The 15,974-nt window shown below is 72.9% G+C and carries 18 protein-coding genes; 9 read left to right on the top strand and 9 right to left on the bottom strand.

The features are described from left to right. Positions 1–129: 129 nt before the first annotated feature. Complete coding sequence (locus MUB56_RS06750; RefSeq protein WP_244931139.1) at positions 130–900, bottom strand: MerR family transcriptional regulator; 771 nt, start codon at positions 898–900, stop codon at positions 130–132. Then, on the bottom strand, positions 897–1,214 hold the full coding sequence (locus MUB56_RS06755) for a nuclear transport factor 2 family protein (protein WP_244931140.1): 318 nt from the start codon (positions 1,212–1,214) through the stop codon (positions 897–899). The genes MUB56_RS06750 and MUB56_RS06755 overlap by 4 nt, the downstream gene beginning before the upstream one ends. Before the next feature lie 57 nt (positions 1,215–1,271). On the opposite strand from MUB56_RS06755, the gene MUB56_RS06760 reads away from it, so the two are divergent. Together MUB56_RS06760 and MUB56_RS06765 are read left to right on the top strand one after the other, a co-directional pair. Further along, the gene (locus MUB56_RS06760; protein WP_244931141.1) at positions 1,272–1,649 is read left to right on the top strand and encodes a hypothetical protein; all 378 of its coding nucleotides are present in this window, start codon (positions 1,272–1,274) and stop codon (positions 1,647–1,649) included. A gap of 70 nt (positions 1,650–1,719) precedes the next feature. Beyond that, positions 1,720–2,244: a hypothetical protein gene (locus MUB56_RS06765; RefSeq protein WP_244931142.1), complete on the top strand. Its 525-nt coding sequence runs from the start codon at positions 1,720–1,722 to the stop codon at positions 2,242–2,244. Positions 2,245–2,256: 12 nt separating this feature from the next. Here the strand turns inward: MUB56_RS06765 and MUB56_RS06770 are convergent, their stop codons facing one another. The 4 genes from MUB56_RS06770 to MUB56_RS06785 form a co-directional block, all read right to left on the bottom strand. Next, entirely contained in the window at positions 2,257–3,201 is a 945-nt protein-coding gene (locus MUB56_RS06770; protein WP_244931143.1) for a 3-carboxyethylcatechol 2,3-dioxygenase, read from the bottom strand. Continuing rightward, on the bottom strand, positions 3,198–4,913 hold the full coding sequence (locus tag MUB56_RS06775) for a bifunctional 3-(3-hydroxy-phenyl)propionate/3-hydroxycinnamic acid hydroxylase (RefSeq protein WP_244931144.1): 1,716 nt from the start codon (positions 4,911–4,913) through the stop codon (positions 3,198–3,200). Before MUB56_RS06775 ends, MUB56_RS06770 begins: the two co-directional genes overlap by 4 nt. Beyond that, positions 4,910–5,800, bottom strand: coding sequence for an alpha/beta hydrolase (locus MUB56_RS06780; protein WP_244931145.1), 891 nt, complete (start codon positions 5,798–5,800; stop codon positions 4,910–4,912). Before MUB56_RS06780 ends, MUB56_RS06775 begins: the two co-directional genes overlap by 4 nt. 167 nt (positions 5,801–5,967) lie before the next feature. Beyond that, the gene (locus MUB56_RS06785) at positions 5,968–6,672 is read right to left on the bottom strand and encodes a helix-turn-helix domain-containing protein (protein WP_244931146.1); all 705 of its coding nucleotides are present in this window, start codon (positions 6,670–6,672) and stop codon (positions 5,968–5,970) included. A gap of 120 nt (positions 6,673–6,792) precedes the next feature. On the opposite strand from MUB56_RS06785, the gene MUB56_RS06790 reads away from it, so the two are divergent. After that, positions 6,793–8,166 carry an MFS transporter gene (locus tag MUB56_RS06790; protein ID WP_244931147.1) on the top strand — a complete coding sequence of 458 codons (1,374 nt, stop codon included), beginning with the start codon at positions 6,793–6,795 and terminating at the stop codon, positions 8,164–8,166. A 3-nt stretch (positions 8,167–8,169) separates the two neighbouring features. Here the strand turns inward: MUB56_RS06790 and MUB56_RS06795 are convergent, their stop codons facing one another. Continuing rightward, positions 8,170–8,643 carry a hypothetical protein gene (locus MUB56_RS06795; protein ID WP_244931148.1) on the bottom strand — a complete coding sequence of 158 codons (474 nt, stop codon included), beginning with the start codon at positions 8,641–8,643 and terminating at the stop codon, positions 8,170–8,172. A gap of 59 nt (positions 8,644–8,702) precedes the next feature. Here MUB56_RS06795 and MUB56_RS06800 point away from each other — a divergent pair, with 59 nt between their 5' ends. After that, complete coding sequence (locus MUB56_RS06800; protein WP_244931149.1) at positions 8,703–9,044, top strand: DUF2200 domain-containing protein; 342 nt, start codon at positions 8,703–8,705, stop codon at positions 9,042–9,044. Between the two features lie 18 nt (positions 9,045–9,062). Here the strand turns inward: MUB56_RS06800 and MUB56_RS06805 are convergent, their stop codons facing one another. Both MUB56_RS06805 and MUB56_RS06810 read right to left on the bottom strand, forming a co-directional pair. Further along, the gene (locus MUB56_RS06805; RefSeq protein WP_244931150.1) at positions 9,063–9,419 is read right to left on the bottom strand and encodes a YciI family protein; all 357 of its coding nucleotides are present in this window, start codon (positions 9,417–9,419) and stop codon (positions 9,063–9,065) included. A 113-nt stretch (positions 9,420–9,532) separates the two neighbouring features. Next, positions 9,533–10,126 (bottom strand): TetR/AcrR family transcriptional regulator, encoded by a 594-nt coding sequence (locus MUB56_RS06810; RefSeq protein WP_244931151.1) that lies wholly within the window; start codon positions 10,124–10,126, stop codon positions 9,533–9,535. 102 nt (positions 10,127–10,228) lie between these two features. On the opposite strand from MUB56_RS06810, the gene MUB56_RS06815 reads away from it, so the two are divergent. The 5 genes from MUB56_RS06815 to paaD all read left to right on the top strand — a co-directional run bounded on the left by MUB56_RS06815 (position 10,229) and on the right by paaD (position 15,973). Then, entirely contained in the window at positions 10,229–13,111 is a 2,883-nt protein-coding gene (locus MUB56_RS06815) for a crotonase/enoyl-CoA hydratase family protein (protein ID WP_244931152.1), read from the top strand. A 307-nt stretch (positions 13,112–13,418) separates the two neighbouring features. Continuing rightward, positions 13,419–14,339: a 1,2-phenylacetyl-CoA epoxidase subunit PaaA gene (gene paaA, locus MUB56_RS06820; RefSeq protein ID WP_244931153.1), complete on the top strand. Its 921-nt coding sequence runs from the start codon at positions 13,419–13,421 to the stop codon at positions 14,337–14,339. Then, positions 14,336–14,614 (top strand): 1,2-phenylacetyl-CoA epoxidase subunit PaaB, encoded by a 279-nt coding sequence (paaB, locus tag MUB56_RS06825; protein ID WP_244931154.1) that lies wholly within the window; start codon positions 14,336–14,338, stop codon positions 14,612–14,614. The genes paaA and paaB overlap by 4 nt, the downstream gene beginning before the upstream one ends. After that, positions 14,598–15,479 (top strand): 1,2-phenylacetyl-CoA epoxidase subunit PaaC, encoded by an 882-nt coding sequence (paaC, locus tag MUB56_RS06830; RefSeq protein ID WP_244931155.1) that lies wholly within the window; start codon positions 14,598–14,600, stop codon positions 15,477–15,479. Before paaB ends, paaC begins: the two co-directional genes overlap by 17 nt. Continuing rightward, positions 15,476–15,973, top strand: a complete 498-nt coding sequence (paaD, locus tag MUB56_RS06835; RefSeq protein WP_244931156.1) for a 1,2-phenylacetyl-CoA epoxidase subunit PaaD — start codon at positions 15,476–15,478, stop codon at positions 15,971–15,973. The genes paaC and paaD overlap by 4 nt, the downstream gene beginning before the upstream one ends. Position 15,974 lies beyond the last annotated feature (1 nt).

Genomic DNA, 15,974 nt, shown 5'->3' on the forward strand with positions numbered 1-15,974 from the left:
CGGGCCGGTCGCCCGCAGGTTCATCACGGTATGCAGACGAGCCGGCACCTCCCACGGTGTACCCACCGTGGGAGGTGCGAATTGATCTGCATACCGTGATGAACCCGGGGCTCCCGGGATCGAGTCCTCCTAGGTCCGGAACACCGGCCACGCCAGCTCGGTCCGCCAGGCCGCGGGATCCGGGTCGTCGCCCGGCCCGACCAGGTAGACCTCCTGGACCGGTCCGGCGACGCCGATCTCGTGCTCGGCGACGTGGCTGCCGAGCACCGCGTACGAGACGTCGATGCCGTCGTGCGGGCCGGGGTGGGTGACGACCGCGACCTCCCGCGCGGGCAGCGTCAGCTTCCCGGCGTCGGTGGGGACGTAGACCAGCGCCTCGCCGACGCCGTCGGTGAACAGCTCGTGGTCGTAGAGGCCGCCCGGCGGTCCGCTTCGCGGGACGTCCGCGAGGGACGCCATCGCGTCGGCGTACCACTGCAGCACCTCGTCGTGCCGGACCCGCGCCCGCACCGCCTCGACGCGCAACGACGGGGTACGCCGCACCGACACCGCCGGCGGGGCGGCGGGCTCGAGCAGTCGGCGCAGCGCGGCCACGGCGCCGCGGGTGCGGTCGAGCTCGCGCTCGAGGCGGTCGAGGTGCACCGTCACGAGGGCGGTACGACGGTCCGGGTCGTCGGTCGCCAGCAGGGCCCGGACGTCGGCGAGCGGCATGTCGAGCTGGCGGAACCGGTGGATGACCTGGGCCTGCGGCACCTGGTCGAGCGCGTAGCTGCGGTAGCCCGACGCCGGGTCGACGGCGGCCGGCTCCAGCAGCCCGGCCTCGTGGTAGCGCCGCAGGGTGCGGATGCTCAGGTGGGTGATCCGGGAGAACTCCCCGATGGTCAGGCCGCTGCGCGTCATGCCTCGATCCTCAGGCCTCGGACCAATCCGGCGGCGTCGTACTCGAAGGAGAAGCGGAGCTCGACCGGGCTGCCGGGGAAGTTGCCGGCGACCTCTGCGACCGCGAGCGCGCGATCCTCGGACCCGGCGACGGAACGGACGGTGTAGGTGACGTCGGGGACGTAGGCGCGCCAGCGTCGTACGTCGTCCAGGCCGCGCCAGGTCCGGCCGTCGTCCTCGACGACGACGTCGGGGGAGAAGAGGGCGACGTACGACTCGCGGTCGGGGTCGAGTGCGCGGGCGAAGTAGCTGGCGACGAGGGCGTGGTGGTCCATGTCGCCGAGCGTGGACCCTCTCCCCGGGGGAGACACCAGAGACGGCATCCTTGGGGGATGCGGTTCACCGAGCGGGAGATGACGGAGGGGCTCACGGGCGCGGCGAAGCTGGTCGCCGCTCGTGGCAAGGCCGACAAGGCCGACGAGGCGTGGGAGAAGCTGAGCCGCTTCCAGCGCTACCAGCTGCTCGACTCCCTCGGCACCCAGGTGCTCGCGACCCTGGTCGCGCTGCCCGACGTCGAGGTCGCCATCGGCACCCGCCCGACCTTCACCGACGCGCAGGTCACCGAGGCCGTCGAGTCCACCCTGGGCGACGTCGGCCGGATCAAGCGCAAGATGCAGGTCGCCGCTCGCGTGGCGCTGGTGCGGACCGTGCTGCAGAACGTCCCGCCCCGCCAGGACCCGGACGCGCTGATCATCCCCGACCACCTCTGAGGTGTATCCGGACGCCCGTCGCCGACTCCTCTTCCCAGAAGAGGCGAGAGTCGCCCCGGGAAGGTTCGTCATGAGGTCCTCGATCCACGCCATCGTCCATCTGTGGGGCAAGGACGGCCCCGACCGTCAGGGCGGCCGGTCCGTCTGGCCGACCCGTCGGACCACCAGGCGCGGCCGCGCGCCGAGCAAGGGGCACCCGTCGTCCGGAGGAGGGTCGGTCGCGAAGTCCACGATCCTCCCCCTGCTGCTCGTCGCGGGCGCCCTGACCGCGTCCGCCACCCTGGTGCCGGCCCAGGCGGCGCCCGCCCGGGCCGAGGTCACCGTCACCATCACCGCGCAGGGCACCGACATGTCCGGCGTCGTGAAGAGCCCGCGGCCGAAGCGCTGCGCCGCCGACCGGACCGTGAAGGTCTTCAAGCTCGTCGGCGGCGAGCCGCACCTGTGGGCCACCGACACCACCGACCTCCAGAACGGTCGCTACGCCTGGTCGACCGGCAACACCGGCACCGAGGGCCGCTTCTTCGCCAAGGTGGCGCGCAAGGCCGGCTGCCGGGGCGACGTCAGCCCGACGATCCGGGTACGCCGCAACGACTGACCAGGTGCCGCCTCAGGCCACCGAGCGCGCGGTCATCACGCCGAAGCCGGCGATGTACTCCCTGATCGGCCGGTAGAACGACGTCTCCACCGCGTAGGGGCCGGCCGCCGAGAGGGCTGCGAACGCCGCGATCCAGGTGCGGACCTCGTGGGCGGAGTTGCCGGCGTCCTCGGCCATCTGCGCGGGGGTCATCGCGTCGACGGGGGAGAGGTCGCCGCGGGCGAGGACGTCCATCAGCGCCTGGTCCCAGACGGGGTTGAGGTCGCGGATCGTGGCCGTGCCGGCGGCGAACTCCCGCGCGGTCCGGATGACGTTCTGCTGCCGGGCGTCGCGCGCCGCGGCGGTCGGGTGCCGGCCGTCGAGCAGCAGCGCGCGCTGGGTCTCGGTGGCGGTGGCCCACTGCGGGACCGGTGGGTCGTGGGACAGCCCGCCGGAGCCGAGGAGCAGCACCCGCTCGCCCTCCAGAGCGGCCAGGAACGTCCCGATGGCCTCGCCGAGGCGCCGGATGCGTCGTAGCCGGGTGAACGGGGCGGCCACGCCGTTGACGAAGACCGGGATGGTGGGGACCGTGTCGATGCCGCCGAAGAGGATCTCCAGCGGCTGGATCGCCCCGTGGTCGACCTCCATCCGCCGCGAGATGGCCAGGTCGACGTCGTGGTCGACGACGTGCTGGGCGAGGCGCTCGGCGAGCTCCGTCGGCACGTCCAGCGGGCCCTCCGCGGTGCCGTAGTCGCCGACGCCGAGGGCCTCGAAGCCCACGCAGAACGGCGGCATCAGGTCGTGGAAGAACCCGTTGTAGTGGTCGGGGGCGAAGGAGACCACCAGCGTCGGGTCGTAGTCCGCCACGAACGCGCGGGCCGCCGCGAAGGCGCCGTCGACGGCGGCCTTCACCTCGGCGGGCGGGTCGGCGTGGTCCAGCAGCGGGCTGTGGGACATCGTCACCAGCGCGAGGCTCATCGGACGGCTCCTTCCGGGGCCCGCGAGGGCTGGTACGACGCCGCGTCCAGGACGGCCCGCAGCGTCGGAGAGGTCTCCTGGGCCAGGCAGGCGGCGGCGACGAACCGGTCGGGACGCAGGAAGACCACGCCGCAGGCCCGGGTGTCGAACCAGGTCTTCAGACGCCCGTCCACGTCGCCGACGATGCTGACCGGGACGGGGGAGTCGGCGTACCGCTTCTCGGCCCACTCGCGCTGGGTCTCGGAGAAGACCGCGACCAGGTGGATCCCCAGCCGCTGGGCGGCGGCCAGGTCGGCGTCGCTCAGGTGGCGGGTCGGGTCGTTGCCCCAGGCGAGGATCGTCCAGCCGTGGCCGACGACGTCGTCGAGGAGTACGCCGGTCCCGGCGCAGGTGTTCACCCGCGGCTGGATGAACTGCCGACCGACCGGAGAGGTGGAGCCGGGGGCGTCGACGAACGGGGCGATCCGGCGGGTGAGGCGGAGCGCCGAGGAGCCGGGGGTGCGGCTGCTCTGGTCGACGACCACCCCCGCGGCGTAGCGCGGCATCGGCTTGAAGCGCATGTCGGTGAACCACGACTTCAGCGAGGGCACGGCGTTGAGGGCGCCGGCGACGGTGTCGCGGACCCGGGCGGCGACCGGCCCGCACTTCATCAGCGCGCCGGCGTACATGTTGATCTCGATCATGTCGGCGGCGTGCTGGCGGCGCTCCTCGTCGTAGGTGTCGAGCAGACGGTCGTCGCTGAGGCCGGACAGGACCGCGCTCAGCTTCCAGGCCAGGTTGGTGGCGTCGCGGACGCCGGAGTTCCAGCCCTGGCCGAGCCAGACCGGCATCAGGTGCGCGGCGTCGCCGGCCAGCAGCACCCGGCCCTTGCGGAACGACGAGGCGATCCGGCCGTGGTGGGTGAAGACCCGCTGGCCGATCACGTCGAGGGTGGTCGGGTCGGGGACGTGCGGCTCCAGCAGGCGGTGCATGAACTCAGGGCTCTCGACCAGCTCGGTCGGCTCGTCCTCGAAGAGCATGAACTCCCAGCGGCGGATGCCGTGCGGCAGCCCGATGGAGACGTACGGCCGTCGGGGGTCGGCGCCGAGGTAGACGTTGGGCGTGCCGAGCGGGTCGTTGTCGACGTCGATCACGAGCCACCGGGTGGAGGGGGACCTGCCCTCGAAGTCGACGCCCATCCAGGTCCGGGTGAGGGAGCGCCCGCCTTCGCAGCCGACGACGTACCTGGCGGTGAGCTCGACGGTGGTTGCCGGCTCGCCCTCGCGGACGACCCGGGCGACGACGCGCACGTGGTCGCCCTCGTCGACGATGTCCACGCCCTCGTGGCAGAAGCGGAGCTCGACGTCCTCGAAACGGTCCAGGCCGGACGCGAGCTCGCGGTCGACCAGCGGCTGGTTGAAGCCGTGCTTGCGGGGGAAGCCGAACTCGTCGGTGCGCGGGTCGTTGGTGACGAGCACCTGGCCCTTGCCGTTGACCATCCGCGAGATGTGCTGCGGGACGGTGTAGGGACGGATCTCCTCGAGCAGGCCAGCGGTCTGAATGGTGCGCAGGGACTCGTCGTCGAGGCCGACGCCGCGGGGGTAGTCGATCAGCTCGGAGCGAGCCTCCAGCACGATCGCGCTCCGGCCGCGGACGCCGAGGAGGTTGGCGGTCATCAGCCCGACCGGCCCGGCGCCGATGATCAGGACGTCGGTGTCGACGGCGGCGCTCATCGACCGCTGCCGGCCTGGGTGCGGTCGAGCAGGAAGTCGAGCTGGATCCTGTTGAAGATCTCGGTCTGCTCGTACTGCGGCCAGTGGCCGGCGTTCTCGATGACCGCGAGACGGCCGTTCGGGATCAGCTCGGCGATCCGGCGGCCCTCGTCGACCGGGCCCGAGGGGTCCTTGGTGGTCCACACGACCAGTGCCTCGGCCTTGATCTCGCGCAGGTCGTCGTCGGAGAGCATGTTGCGCCGGCGGGTCTCGAGGTCCTGCAGCGCCATGTTCATCTCGCACGCCAGCTTCCAGTCGGGCTGCTCGAAGATCGCCTGGCGGGTGCGGATCAGGTCGTCGGTGACCATCGCGGGGTCGGCCATCAGCCACTCCAGGCGAGCCTTGACCCGCTCCCACGACGGGTCCTCGGCCGCCTCCGACGACAGCGTCAGCAGCCGCTCCATCACCTTCGGGTTGGCCATCGTGCCGCCCATGGTGTTGAGCACGATGCGCTCGGTCCGCTCGGGGTGCAGCTGCGCGAACCGCGCGGTCACCCAGCCGCCGAGCGACTCGCCGGAGAAGTACGCCGTCTCCTGGCCCAGTGCGTCCAGGACGTGGTGGACCTGCTCCAGGTAGTGCGGGATCTCCAGCGGGTGCTCGGGCTTGGTCGAGTAGCCGTGCCCGATGAAGTCGATCGCGTAGACGTTGAAGTGCTCCGCGTGCGCCGCCAGGTTCCGCACGTACGCCTCGGCGTGCCCGGTGATGCCGTGCAGCATCAGCAGCAGCGGCTTGCCCTCGCTGCCCGCCTGCAGGAACCGGGTCCGGTACGGACCGGCCTGCAGGAAGCCCTGCCGGAACTCGACCTGGGCCAGGTCGGACCAGACGCTGGTGAACCGCTGCTCGGACATATCGTCTCCTTGTCTCAAATAACGCACATGGCAATGCGTTAGTTACACGTCGCTGAGACCAAGGTGACGGGCGACATAGCCCGATGTCAAGAGGTGGCGAGCTGCGGGCAGGCGTCAGCGCCCGCTCGGACGGCGGGTCCGTCGGGTGGTTCGGAGTGGGGTCCGGGTCAGGCGAGCAGTGCGTCGAGGCGGGCGGCCGCCTCGTGCAGCGCCGGGGCCGAGGCCTCGGCGACGTCCTCGCGGAAGGTGATCAGGTTCAGGCACGCGGCGGGGAAGCCGTCGACGGACCGCAGCGGTGCGGCGACGCCGTACGCGCCGGGCTCGACCTCGCCGAAGGTGATCGCATATCCCTGGGTGCGCGCCACGGCGACGCCCTCGGGCTCGCCGGGACGTGGGGGCCCCGCGGCGAGCAGGGCCAGTCCGGCGGCGCCGCGCTCGAGGGGGTGGCGACTGCCGGGCTGGAAGACGATGCGGTACGCCGCGTCCGGCGGCGTCACGACGGAGAGCGCGACCGCCTCGTCGCCCTCGACGACGAGCAGGGCGACGGTCGCGCGGGTCGCGCGGGCCAGCTCCTGCAGCACCGGCTCGGCCAGGTCGCGCAGGGTCGTGTGCACGCCGGAGGCGAGGGTGGCCAGGCCGGCGCCGACGCGGTAGCGGGCGTCCGGGCCGCGCACGATCATCTTGAAGTCGGCGAGCGTGGTGAGCACCCGCGAGGCGATCGAGCGGTGCACGTCGAGCCGGCTCGCGACCTCCTGCACCGAGATCCCGCCCGGCGTCGAGGCGACCAGCTGGAGTGCGCGGAGTCCGCGGGCCAGCGTCTGCGATCCCACGGTCCGACTGCTGCTCGCGCCCGCTTCGTCCGTCGTGCTCATGGCCGTCACTGTAGGCCGCCCTCTTGTCGAACGGCTCTTGACGCCGAGGTGTGGTCGCCCTCACGCTAGGGGCGTTACCTGCACGGCGACGTGCGTTATCTACACCCACTGGAGAATCTCATGCGGAGCTCTCGGGCGACCAACCCCCAGATGCGGCGGATCCTGCTGTCGAGCTACCTCGGCAGCACCATCGAGTTCTACGACTTCCTGCTCTACGGCCTCGCGGCGAGCCTGGTCTTCAACGAGGTGTTCTTCACCGGCCTCGACCCGGTCGTCGGCACCATCGCCTCGTTCGGCACGCTCGCGGTCGGCTACCTCGCCCGGCCGCTCGGGGGCATCGTCTTCGGGCACTTCGGCGACCGGGTCGGCCGCAAGTCGATGCTCGTGATCACGATGACGCTGATGGGCGCGGCCAGCTGCGTCATCGGCATGCTCCCGACGACCGCGCAGGTCGGGGCGCTCGCCCCCGTCCTGCTCGTGGTGCTCCGGGTCGTCCAGGGCGTCGCCGTGGGCGGCGAGTGGGGCGGGGCCGCGCTGATGGCCCTCGAGCACTCCGACAAGGAGCGGCGCGGCTTCTCCAGCAGCGTGACCAACATGGGCGGGCCCAGTGGAGCGGTGCTCGCGACGGCGATCTTCGGCCTGCTCTCCCTGATGCCCGAGTCCGCCTTCATGGCCTGGGGCTGGCGGATCCCCTTCCTGCTGAGCGCAGTGCTGGTCGGGGTGGGGCTCTTCATCCGCCTGAAGATCACCGAGTCGCCGCTGTTCGTCGCGGCGCGGGAGCAGGCCGAGGCCGGTGCCGCGGCGGCCCCGGCGAAGCCGCCGATCCTCGTGGTCCTCACCCGGTTCCGCCGGGAGGTCGTCCTCTCCGCCGGCGGCGGGCTCGCGGCCTTCACGGTCCAGTCCCTGCTGGCGACCTTCTGCATCGCCTACGCGATGGACGCCGGGCACTCCCGCAGCGCGGTCCTGGCGGTGGGTGCGGCGACCTCACTGGTGCACGTCTTCACGATCCCCGCGTTCGCCGTCCTCTCCGACCGCGTCGGCCGCCGGCCGGTCATGCTCGGCGGCGTCGCCGCCACCGTCGTCCTGATCCACCCGGTCCTGCTGATGATCGGGGAAGGGAGCCTGGGCCTGCTGTTCGTCGGCTACCTGATCGCCAACCCGATCCTGCAGGCGTCGATGTACGGCCCGCTGGCGGCGTACACGACCGAGATGTTCGGGACCCGCTCGCGCTACACCGGCGCCTCCCTGGGCTACCAGCTCTCGACCACCCTGGGTGCCGGGTTCGCGCCGATCATCGGCGCCTCGCTGCTGGCCTCGGCCGGCGACAACGACCCGACGTACGTCTCGCTGTTCGTGGCCGGTGTGGCGGTGCTCAGCGGCCTGGCCATCTGGCGGGCCGCCGAGTCCCGGGACCGCGACCTCGACTCCGACGACGCGCAGGCCGGGCGGGTCGAGGCGACCGCACGGCCGGAGGCCGTCGCCGTCCGTGCTTGACGGTCACGCCGCAGGGTCCGCGGTGTCGTCGAGCACGCTGCGTACGGCGGATCGGGACGCGAGCAGCACGAGCACGAGCAGGGTGACGGACCAGAACCCGCCCAGGCTCACCGCGTCGCCGAAGACCAGGTCGACCAGCCCGAGCACGACGAGCTTGCTGCCGACGGCGATCAGCCACAGCGACACGGCGGCGGCCACCTTCCCCGGTCGGGTGGTCGCCGCGCGGAACCTGGCCGTCACCCGACCCTTGAGGACGATGACGACCTCCAGCGCGACCTTGAGCAGGAGGGCGGTCAGCAGCGACAGGGTGAAGCCCTCGGTGATGACCGCGGGGACGTACTCGACGGCGAGGTTGAGGACCACCACGTAGACGAACAGGTCGATGACGTCCGCCGGGCGGGCCCGGATCCAGCGGCGGAGCGGGCGTCGTCGGGACCGGGGCTCTCCGGCGGCCGCTCGCCCGGGCAGTGTCGTCACCGCTCGATCCTGGCGCACTTCGTGCCGTCCGTGCGCGAGACGCCGTCTACGCTGCGCGGATGAGCCGGATCTTCACCACCAGCTTCGCGTCGGTCTATCCCCACTACGTGGCGAAGGTCGAGAAGAAGGGGCGTACGAAGGCCGAGCTGGACCAGGTCGTCGAGTGGCTGACCGGCTTCGACGAGGCGGCCCTGCGCCACCACCTCGAGGCGGGTACGACGTTCCAGGACTTCTTCGCCGAGGCGCAGCTCAATCCGCATGCCCCCTCGATCACCGGTGTGGTGTGCGGGATCCGGGTCGAGGACGTCGAGGATCCGCTGATGCAGAAGATCCGCTACCTCGACAAGCTGGTCGACGAGCTCGCGCGCGGCAGGGCGATGGCGAAGGTCCTGCGGTCCTGAGGGCCGCCCCCGCCGGCGTTACTCGACCTGGGGCTGGGCCCCGAACCGTCGTACCTCCTGGGGCCACCCGCAGGCCTCGGCCACCTTGCCCGCCCACATCGTGGCGGTCTCGGCGTCGGGGACGTCCACCACGGTCAATCCGCCGAGATACTCCTTGCTCTCGACGTACGGCCCGTCGGTGACCATCACGGTGCCGCTGGTGGCATCGGCGACGTGGACCGGACCGTCCTCCTCCAGGCCCCCGGCGAAGACGTACACGCCGGCCGCCTTCATCTCGTTGATCACCCCCATGGCGAGCGGCGCGCGCCCGCGGAACCACTCCTCGGTGTGGTCGCCCACCCACTGCTGGTTGAAGTAGATGAGGTACTCGGTCATGAGCGCTCCTTCTCCTGGCGGACCCGCGGTCCGCGTTCACCTACTCCACGAACGGCGCCCGGCGGATCCGACACCGGCGGTCGGGCAATTCTTCCTCGGGTCGTGGCCCGTCGCTATCGCCGCTCGCCGGCCAGCGTGACCAGCGCGTCCTTCCACCGCTCGACGACGACGGCCGTCCGGGCGCGTCCCGGCCCCAGCATCCCGGCCATGGTGGTGCCGGTCAGCAGGTCGATCGTGAACTGCACGAGCGTGGGGGCGCGCGGGTCGTCGCCGACCAGGGCGGTGACGGCGCGGTGGATGGCGGCGAAGAGCCGCTCCTGCAGCGGGACGAGGGCCTCGCGCAACGGCTCGTCGGTGCGGGCGGCGACCCAGAGCTCCAGGGCGGCGAGGAAGGCCGGGCTCTGGAGGTCGCGCCAGAGCAGGTCGACGACGGCGTCCCAGCCCTGACCCGTCGGTGGGGCGTCGGGCGAGGCGAGGACCGCCAGCCGACGGTCGGCGATGTCCTCGACGACGCCGACCATCAGGCTCGCGCGGGTCGGGAAGTGGTGGAGCAGGGTGCCGCGCGCGACGCCGGCGCGCTCCTGGACGGCGCCCACGGTGGTGGCGGCGTACCCCGTCTCGAGCAGGCAGTCGTAGGCCGCGTCGATGAGCCGCGCGCGGGTGGCCGCGGTGCGTTCGGCCTGGGTCCGGCGCGGCCGCTCGCTCATGGGGCTACTGTAGTGGAAGAAACGGTCCGATCAGACGGAAAGTGACCCGCGATGGCCCGGCGTACCCAGCATCTCCTTCGCACCGCACGCACTCTCGCCACCGTGGCCCGGGCCACCGTCAGCGACCGTCTCTCCCGATCCGCCGCGGACGTCGGGGCTGTCAGGGAGGGCGGCCCCGACGTCCCGGCTCCCGCAGGAGTGGCGGCGTTCGCGCGGCAGGTCAGCGCGACCCGGCTGCTGCCGGTCTCGGCCGAGCTCGTCGCGGAGACCGTGACCGACCTGGACCTCAGCGAGCAGTGGCTGACCCTGCATGCCGCCTGGCGCGGCGACCGGCCGGACCGGATGCGGACCGGCGAGCAGTTCGTGCAGCAGATCCGGCTGATGGACATCCCCGCGCAGGCGCGCTGGACGGTCGAGTACGCCGGACCGACCGGCTTCGCCCTGCACGGCACCGGCCCGATGGGCATCGTCATCGGCCTGTGGTGCACGGTCGTGGCGACCGAGAGCGGTACGGCGGTCCGCCTCGACGGCGGTCTCGACGGGGCGCCCGTCCGCGGGCCGGTCGGGCTCACCGCGGTGCGCAGCGTCGAGGTCGCCCTGACCGAGTCGCTGACCGCTTTGGAGAAGCTGGTCGCCGGCGGCGGTGGCCGGCTCCGACTCTCCCGCGAGCCCGTGCTGCACCACGCGAGCGGCCGCGAGCTCGACCCGCGCACGCCGGTGATCGTCGGCGTCGGCCAGCTCGTCCAGCGCGAGCCCGACCTCGCCGATCCGCGCGAGCCCGTCGAGCTCTCGGTCGAGGCACTCCGCCTCGCCGCACAGGACAGCGGGTCGAGCGTCGACCTGCTCGCCCTGGCCGATCTCGTGTACGCCGTCCCGAGCGCGAGCTGGACCTACGCCGACCAGGCCGGCCGGGTCGCGGAGCTCGTCGGCGCGGGCGACGCCGGCACCGTGCAGTCCTCGCCGTACGGCGGCGACGGGGCGCAGCTGGTCGTCAACGACGCCGCCCAGCAGGTCGTCGACGGCCACGCGGACGTCGTACTCCTCACCGGCGCGGAGGCGGGGGCGACCGTGGCCGCGCTGCAGAAGGCGGGCCGGACGCCGGAGTGGGAGCGGCAGGCCGACGAGACCGGGCCCGGCCGGGCGATCGGCGTCGACCGGCCGGCCAACAACGAGGCCGAGACCGCGGTCGGGCTGGGTGCGCCGATCTACGCCTACGCGCTGATCGAGTCCGCGCTGCGGGCCCGGGCCGGCACCCAACCCGGGGAGCACCGCGCGATGCTCGGCCGGCTCTGGTCGGGCCTGTCGGAGGTGGCCGCCGGCAACCCGTTCGCCTGGGACCCGACCGCACGCACGCCCGCGCAGGTCGCCGACCCGGCACCCTCGAACCGCTGGGTGAGCGACCCGTACACCAAGCTCATGTGCGCCAACCTCCAGGTCGACCTGGCCACCGGCATCGTGCTGACCAGCGTGGCGGCGGCCGAGGCGGCGGGGGTGTCCCAGGAGAAGTGGGTCTTCGTGCATGCGGGCGCGTCGGCCACCGACGAGTGGTTCCTCTCCGAGCGGGCCGACCTCGCGACCTCGCCGGCGATCGCCGCGGCCGGCGCCGCCGTGCTCGACCACGCCGGGCTGGCCATCGAGGACGTCGACCTGGTCGACCTCTACTCCTGCTTCCCGGCGGCCGTGCAGCTCGGCGCCCAGGCGCTCGGCCTGCCGATCGACGACCCGGCGCGGCCGCTCAGCATCACCGGCGGGCTGACCTTCGGCGGCGGGCCGGGCAACAACTACGGCAGTCACGCGATCGCCACGATGGTGCCGCGGCTGCGGGCCGAGCCGGCGCAGGTCGGGCTGTCGACGTCGTTGGGGTGGTACGCCACCAAGCACGCCATCGGGATCTACTCCGCCACCCCGCCGACCCGTGCCTACGCCCACCTGACGCCCGCCTTCGAGCGCCCCGCGCCGCGCCCGGTCCGCACCGAGCTCGACGGCTCCGGCGTCGTCGAGGCGCTCACCCGACCGTTCGAGCGCGACGGTACGGCGGAGGCCGCGATCCTCAGCGTCATCGACGAGGAGGGCGAGCGGGTGCTGCTGCGGGTCGAGGACGCCGAGACCCTGGAGCTGCTCGCGACCACCGACGTACTCCGCGCCCGGGTCACCTCCGAAGACGGCCGGCTGCGCTTCGACACCGACGAACGGCTCGAGCTGCCCACGCCGCCGAAGGCGCCGGTGCGTACCGAGCGGCACGGCGAGGGCGGCGCGGTCTGCGTCATCACGCTGGACCGGCCCGAGGTGCGCAACGCGATCGACCGTCGTACCGCCCTCGCGCTGGAGCGCGCGCTCGACGACGCCGAGGCCGACCCCGCGGTGCGGGTGCTGGTGCTGACCGGCACCGGTGAGCACTTCTGCGCGGGCATGGACCTGACCGCGGCCCACCGCGGCGAGCTGCCGATCACCGACGGCCGCGGACCGCTCGGCATCACCGGCCGACCGCCGACCAAGCCGCTGGTCGTCGCGGTGGAGGGCGCGGCCCTCGCGGGTGGCTTCGAGCTGCTGCTGTGCGGTGACCTGGTGGTCGCGGCCGAGGGGGCGCTGATGGGCGTCCCCGAGGCCAGGCGCGGGATGGTGGCCGCGGCCGGGGGGCTGTGGCGGATGGGGCTGCGGCTGCCGCGCGCCGTCGCGCTCGAGCTGGCCCTGACCGGCGAGCCGCTGCCCGCCGAGCGACTGCACGAGCTCGGCCTGGTCAACCGGGTCGTCCCTCCCGGCCGGACGCTGGCCGTCGCGCTGGAGCTGGCCGAGCAGATCGTGGCCGCCGCCCCGCTCAGCGTCGCCGTCGGCAAGCGGATCATCGACGAGTCGCCGTCCTGGTCGGCCGAGGAGGGCTTCGAGCGGCAGGCCGAGCTGGCCACGCCCGCGATGCTGTCCGACGACGCGCGTGAGGGGGTCGCCGCGTTCGCTGAGAAGCGCCTGCCGGTGTGGACGGGCCGCTGAGCCGCTCGCTCAGTCGGGCGGTCGGGGGTCGGGGGTCGGCGGCCGGCGGCGGAGGCCGGTGAGTGGTCCACCCTTTCGCGGTGCCGGGTGGTGGATGGCGCACCGCCGCGACGGCGGGTCGGCCGGGACACGCAAGTCGCCGGTGGGTGATCCACGTTTGGGAAGCGGCAGATGGTGGACCTCTCACCGCCCGCCCGCCCGCCCGCCCGCCCACCCCGGTCCGTCGCCGCACGCCGTGTTGTGAGCCCCGTCACTCCATGACAGAGTGATAACCGACCGAACGGTCGGGAAATCATGGGGAGGGCCGATGACGGAGCGTCAGTTCGAGGAGACGATCGCGCGCCACGACCGGATCGAGCCGCGGGACTGGATGCCGGAGGGCTACCGCAGGACCCTGGTCCGCCAGATCGCCCAGCACGCGCACTCCGAGGTGATCGGCATGCAGCCCGAGGGGGCGTGGATCACCCGCGCCCCGAGCCTGCGCCGCAAGCAGGTGCTGCTCGCGAAGGTCCAGGACGAGGCCGGCCACGGGCTCTACCTCTACTCAGCCGCCGAGACCCTCGGGGTCAGCCGCGACGACCTCGAGCAGCAGCTGATGAGCGGTGCGCAGAAGTACTCCTCGATCTTCAACTACCCGACCCCGTCGTACGCCGACGTCGGCACCATCGGCTGGCTCGTCGACGGCGCGGCGATCTGCAACCAGGTGCCGCTGTGCCGCACGTCGTACGGCCCCTACGGGCGGGCGATGGTGCGGATCTGCAAGGAGGAGTCGTTCCACCAGCGGCAGGGCTTCGAGCTCCTGCTGACGATGATGCGCGGCACCGAGGAGCAGCAGGCGTCGGTGCAGGAGTCGGTCGACCGGTTCTGGTGGCCGGCGCTGATGATGTTCGGACCGCCCGACACCGACTCGCCCAACTCCGCGCAGTCGATGGCCTGGGGGATCAAGCGGCACACCAACGACGAACTGCGTCAGCGGTTCGTCGACATGAGCGTGCCGCAGGCCGCCGCGCTCGGCGTGACGCTGCCCGACCCCGAGCTGCGCTGGAACGACGAGCGCGGCCACCACGACTTCGGGCAGCCGGACTGGGCCGAGCTGAAGCGGGTGGTCTCCGGCGACGGCCCCTGCAACGCCGAGCGGCTCGCCCACCGCCGGCGTGCCCACGACGAGGGGGAGTGGGTGCGGGCCGCCGCGAGAGCCGCGGCCGAGCGGGAGGTGAGCGGTCGATGACCGGGCCGCTCTACGAGGTGTTCGTGCGCGCGAAGCGCGGGCTCAACCACGTCCACGTCGGGTCGCTGCACGCCGCCGACGACCAGAGCGCCGTCCGCCACGCCCGCGACGTCTACACCCGCCGCAACGAGGGCGTCTCGATCTGGGTGGTCCGCGCCGACGCGATCACCGCCTCCAGCCCCGACGAGAAGGGGCCGTTCTTCGACCCGGCCGGCGACAAGGTCTATCGGCACCCGACGTTCTACGAGGTCCCCGACGATGTGCCCCACCTCTGAGACCGACGAGGTCGGCGAGGTCGGCGGGGTCGGCGAGGTCGACCACGGGCCGTACGACGGCCTCGACTCGACCGACCCGGCGCACTGGGCCTTCGGGACGGGGTTCGCGGACCCGCTCGCCGGCATCGACCCGCACCTGCCCGAGGGGCTCGATCGGCCTGCGCACGCTGCCCTGTGCCTGCTGCTCGGCGACGACGCGCTGGTGCTCTCGCACCGGCTCTCGGAGTGGTGCAGCCGGGCGCCCGACCTGGAGGACGACGTCGCGCTGAGCAACATCGCGCTCGACCTGCTCGGTCAGGCCCGGCTGCTGCTCGCCCGGGCCGCCGTCGTCGACCCGGCGGTCGTGCCCGCGCTGCCGGAGGGCTCCCCGGTTCCGGCCGAGGACGCGCTGGCGTTCTTCCGCGACGCGCCGGCGTACCTCTCCTCGCGTACGGCGGCCCTCGTCAACGGCGACTTCGGGCACACCGTGCTGCGCCTCTTCCTCTGGTCGACGGTGCGGCTCGCGGTCCTGCAGCGGCTGGTCGGGCACCCCGACCCGGTGCTGGCGGCGGTCGCGGCGAAGGGCGTCAAGGAGCTGACCTACCACCGCGACTGGTCCGGGCGCTGGGTCCTCACGCTCGCCCACGGCACCCGGGAGTCGCGCCGGCGCACGGCGGCCGCCTTCGACGTACTCGTCGCCGGCTGGGTCGAGCTGCTCGGGCGGCACCCGGACGTGAGCCAGGAGGTCGAGGCGGTGCTCGATCAGCTCCTCGACGCCGCCGAGCTCGAGCGGCCAGCTGTCGACGCGGGCCTGGTCGACGACCTGCCCGACCTGATTGCGGAGCTGCAGTCCGTCGCCCGCGCGCACCCGATGGGCCAGTGGTGAGCCCGGTGGTGAGTGCCGTCGAGGTTGCCGCCGCGGTCGTCGACCCGGAGCTGCCGATGCTGACCCTCGCCGACCTGGGCGTGCTCCGCTCGGTCGAGGAGGTCGACGGGCGGGTCGAGGTGGCGATCACGCCGACGTACTCCGGCTGCCCCGCCCTCGCCGCCATGCGCGACGATCTGGTGCGCCGCCTGAGCGAGGAGGGGTACGACGACGTCCGCGTCCGGGTCGAGCTGGACCCGCCCTGGTCGAGCGACCTGATCACCGCGCGCGGGCGGACCGTGCTGGCCGAGCACGGCATCTCCCCGCCCGGCCCGGCGCCGGCGAGCAGCGGCGGGCCGGTGCCGCTGACCCTGGCGCCGCCGCGTCGGGCGGTCCGCTGTCCCCGCTGCGGTGCCCTCGCCGACCGCACCTCCGAGTTCGGGCCGACCCCGTGCACGGCGCTTTACCGCTGCCCGGAGTGCGCGGAGCCGTTCCAGCACGTGAAGGAGCTGTGAG

Origin of the sequence: Nocardioides sp. W7 (assembly GCF_022919075.1) — a bacterium.
GTDB lineage: Bacteria > Actinomycetota > Actinomycetes > Propionibacteriales > Nocardioidaceae > Nocardioides.

Bases quoted from the DNA above. Each gene is read 5' to 3' on its own strand.
- MUB56_RS06780 (WP_244931145.1), bottom strand. From the start codon at position 5,800: ATGTCCGAGCAGCGGTTCACCAGCGTCTGGTCCGACCTGGCCCAGGTC.
- paaA (WP_244931153.1), top strand. From the start codon at position 13,419: ATGACGGAGCGTCAGTTCGAGGAGACGATCGCGCGCCACGACCGGATC.
- MUB56_RS06805 (WP_244931150.1), bottom strand. From the start codon at position 9,419: ATGACCGAGTACCTCATCTACTTCAACCAGCAGTGGGTGGGCGACCAC.
- MUB56_RS06750 (WP_244931139.1), bottom strand. From the start codon at position 900: ATGACGCGCAGCGGCCTGACCATCGGGGAGTTCTCCCGGATCACCCAC.
- paaB (WP_244931154.1), top strand. From the start codon at position 14,336: ATGACCGGGCCGCTCTACGAGGTGTTCGTGCGCGCGAAGCGCGGGCTC.
- MUB56_RS06770 (WP_244931143.1), bottom strand. From the start codon at position 3,201: ATGAGCCTCGCGCTGGTGACGATGTCCCACAGCCCGCTGCTGGACCAC.
- MUB56_RS06760 (WP_244931141.1), top strand. From the start codon at position 1,272: ATGCGGTTCACCGAGCGGGAGATGACGGAGGGGCTCACGGGCGCGGCG.
- MUB56_RS06810 (WP_244931151.1), bottom strand. From the start codon at position 10,126: ATGAGCGAGCGGCCGCGCCGGACCCAGGCCGAACGCACCGCGGCCACC.
- paaC (WP_244931155.1), top strand. From the start codon at position 14,598: ATGTGCCCCACCTCTGAGACCGACGAGGTCGGCGAGGTCGGCGGGGTC.
- MUB56_RS06775 (WP_244931144.1), bottom strand. From the start codon at position 4,913: ATGAGCGCCGCCGTCGACACCGACGTCCTGATCATCGGCGCCGGGCCG.
- MUB56_RS06800 (WP_244931149.1), top strand. From the start codon at position 8,703: ATGAGCCGGATCTTCACCACCAGCTTCGCGTCGGTCTATCCCCACTAC.
- MUB56_RS06765 (WP_244931142.1), top strand. From the start codon at position 1,720: ATGAGGTCCTCGATCCACGCCATCGTCCATCTGTGGGGCAAGGACGGC.
- MUB56_RS06785 (WP_244931146.1), bottom strand. From the start codon at position 6,672: ATGAGCACGACGGACGAAGCGGGCGCGAGCAGCAGTCGGACCGTGGGA.
- MUB56_RS06790 (WP_244931147.1), top strand. From the start codon at position 6,793: ATGCGGAGCTCTCGGGCGACCAACCCCCAGATGCGGCGGATCCTGCTG.
- MUB56_RS06755 (WP_244931140.1), bottom strand. From the start codon at position 1,214: ATGGACCACCACGCCCTCGTCGCCAGCTACTTCGCCCGCGCACTCGAC.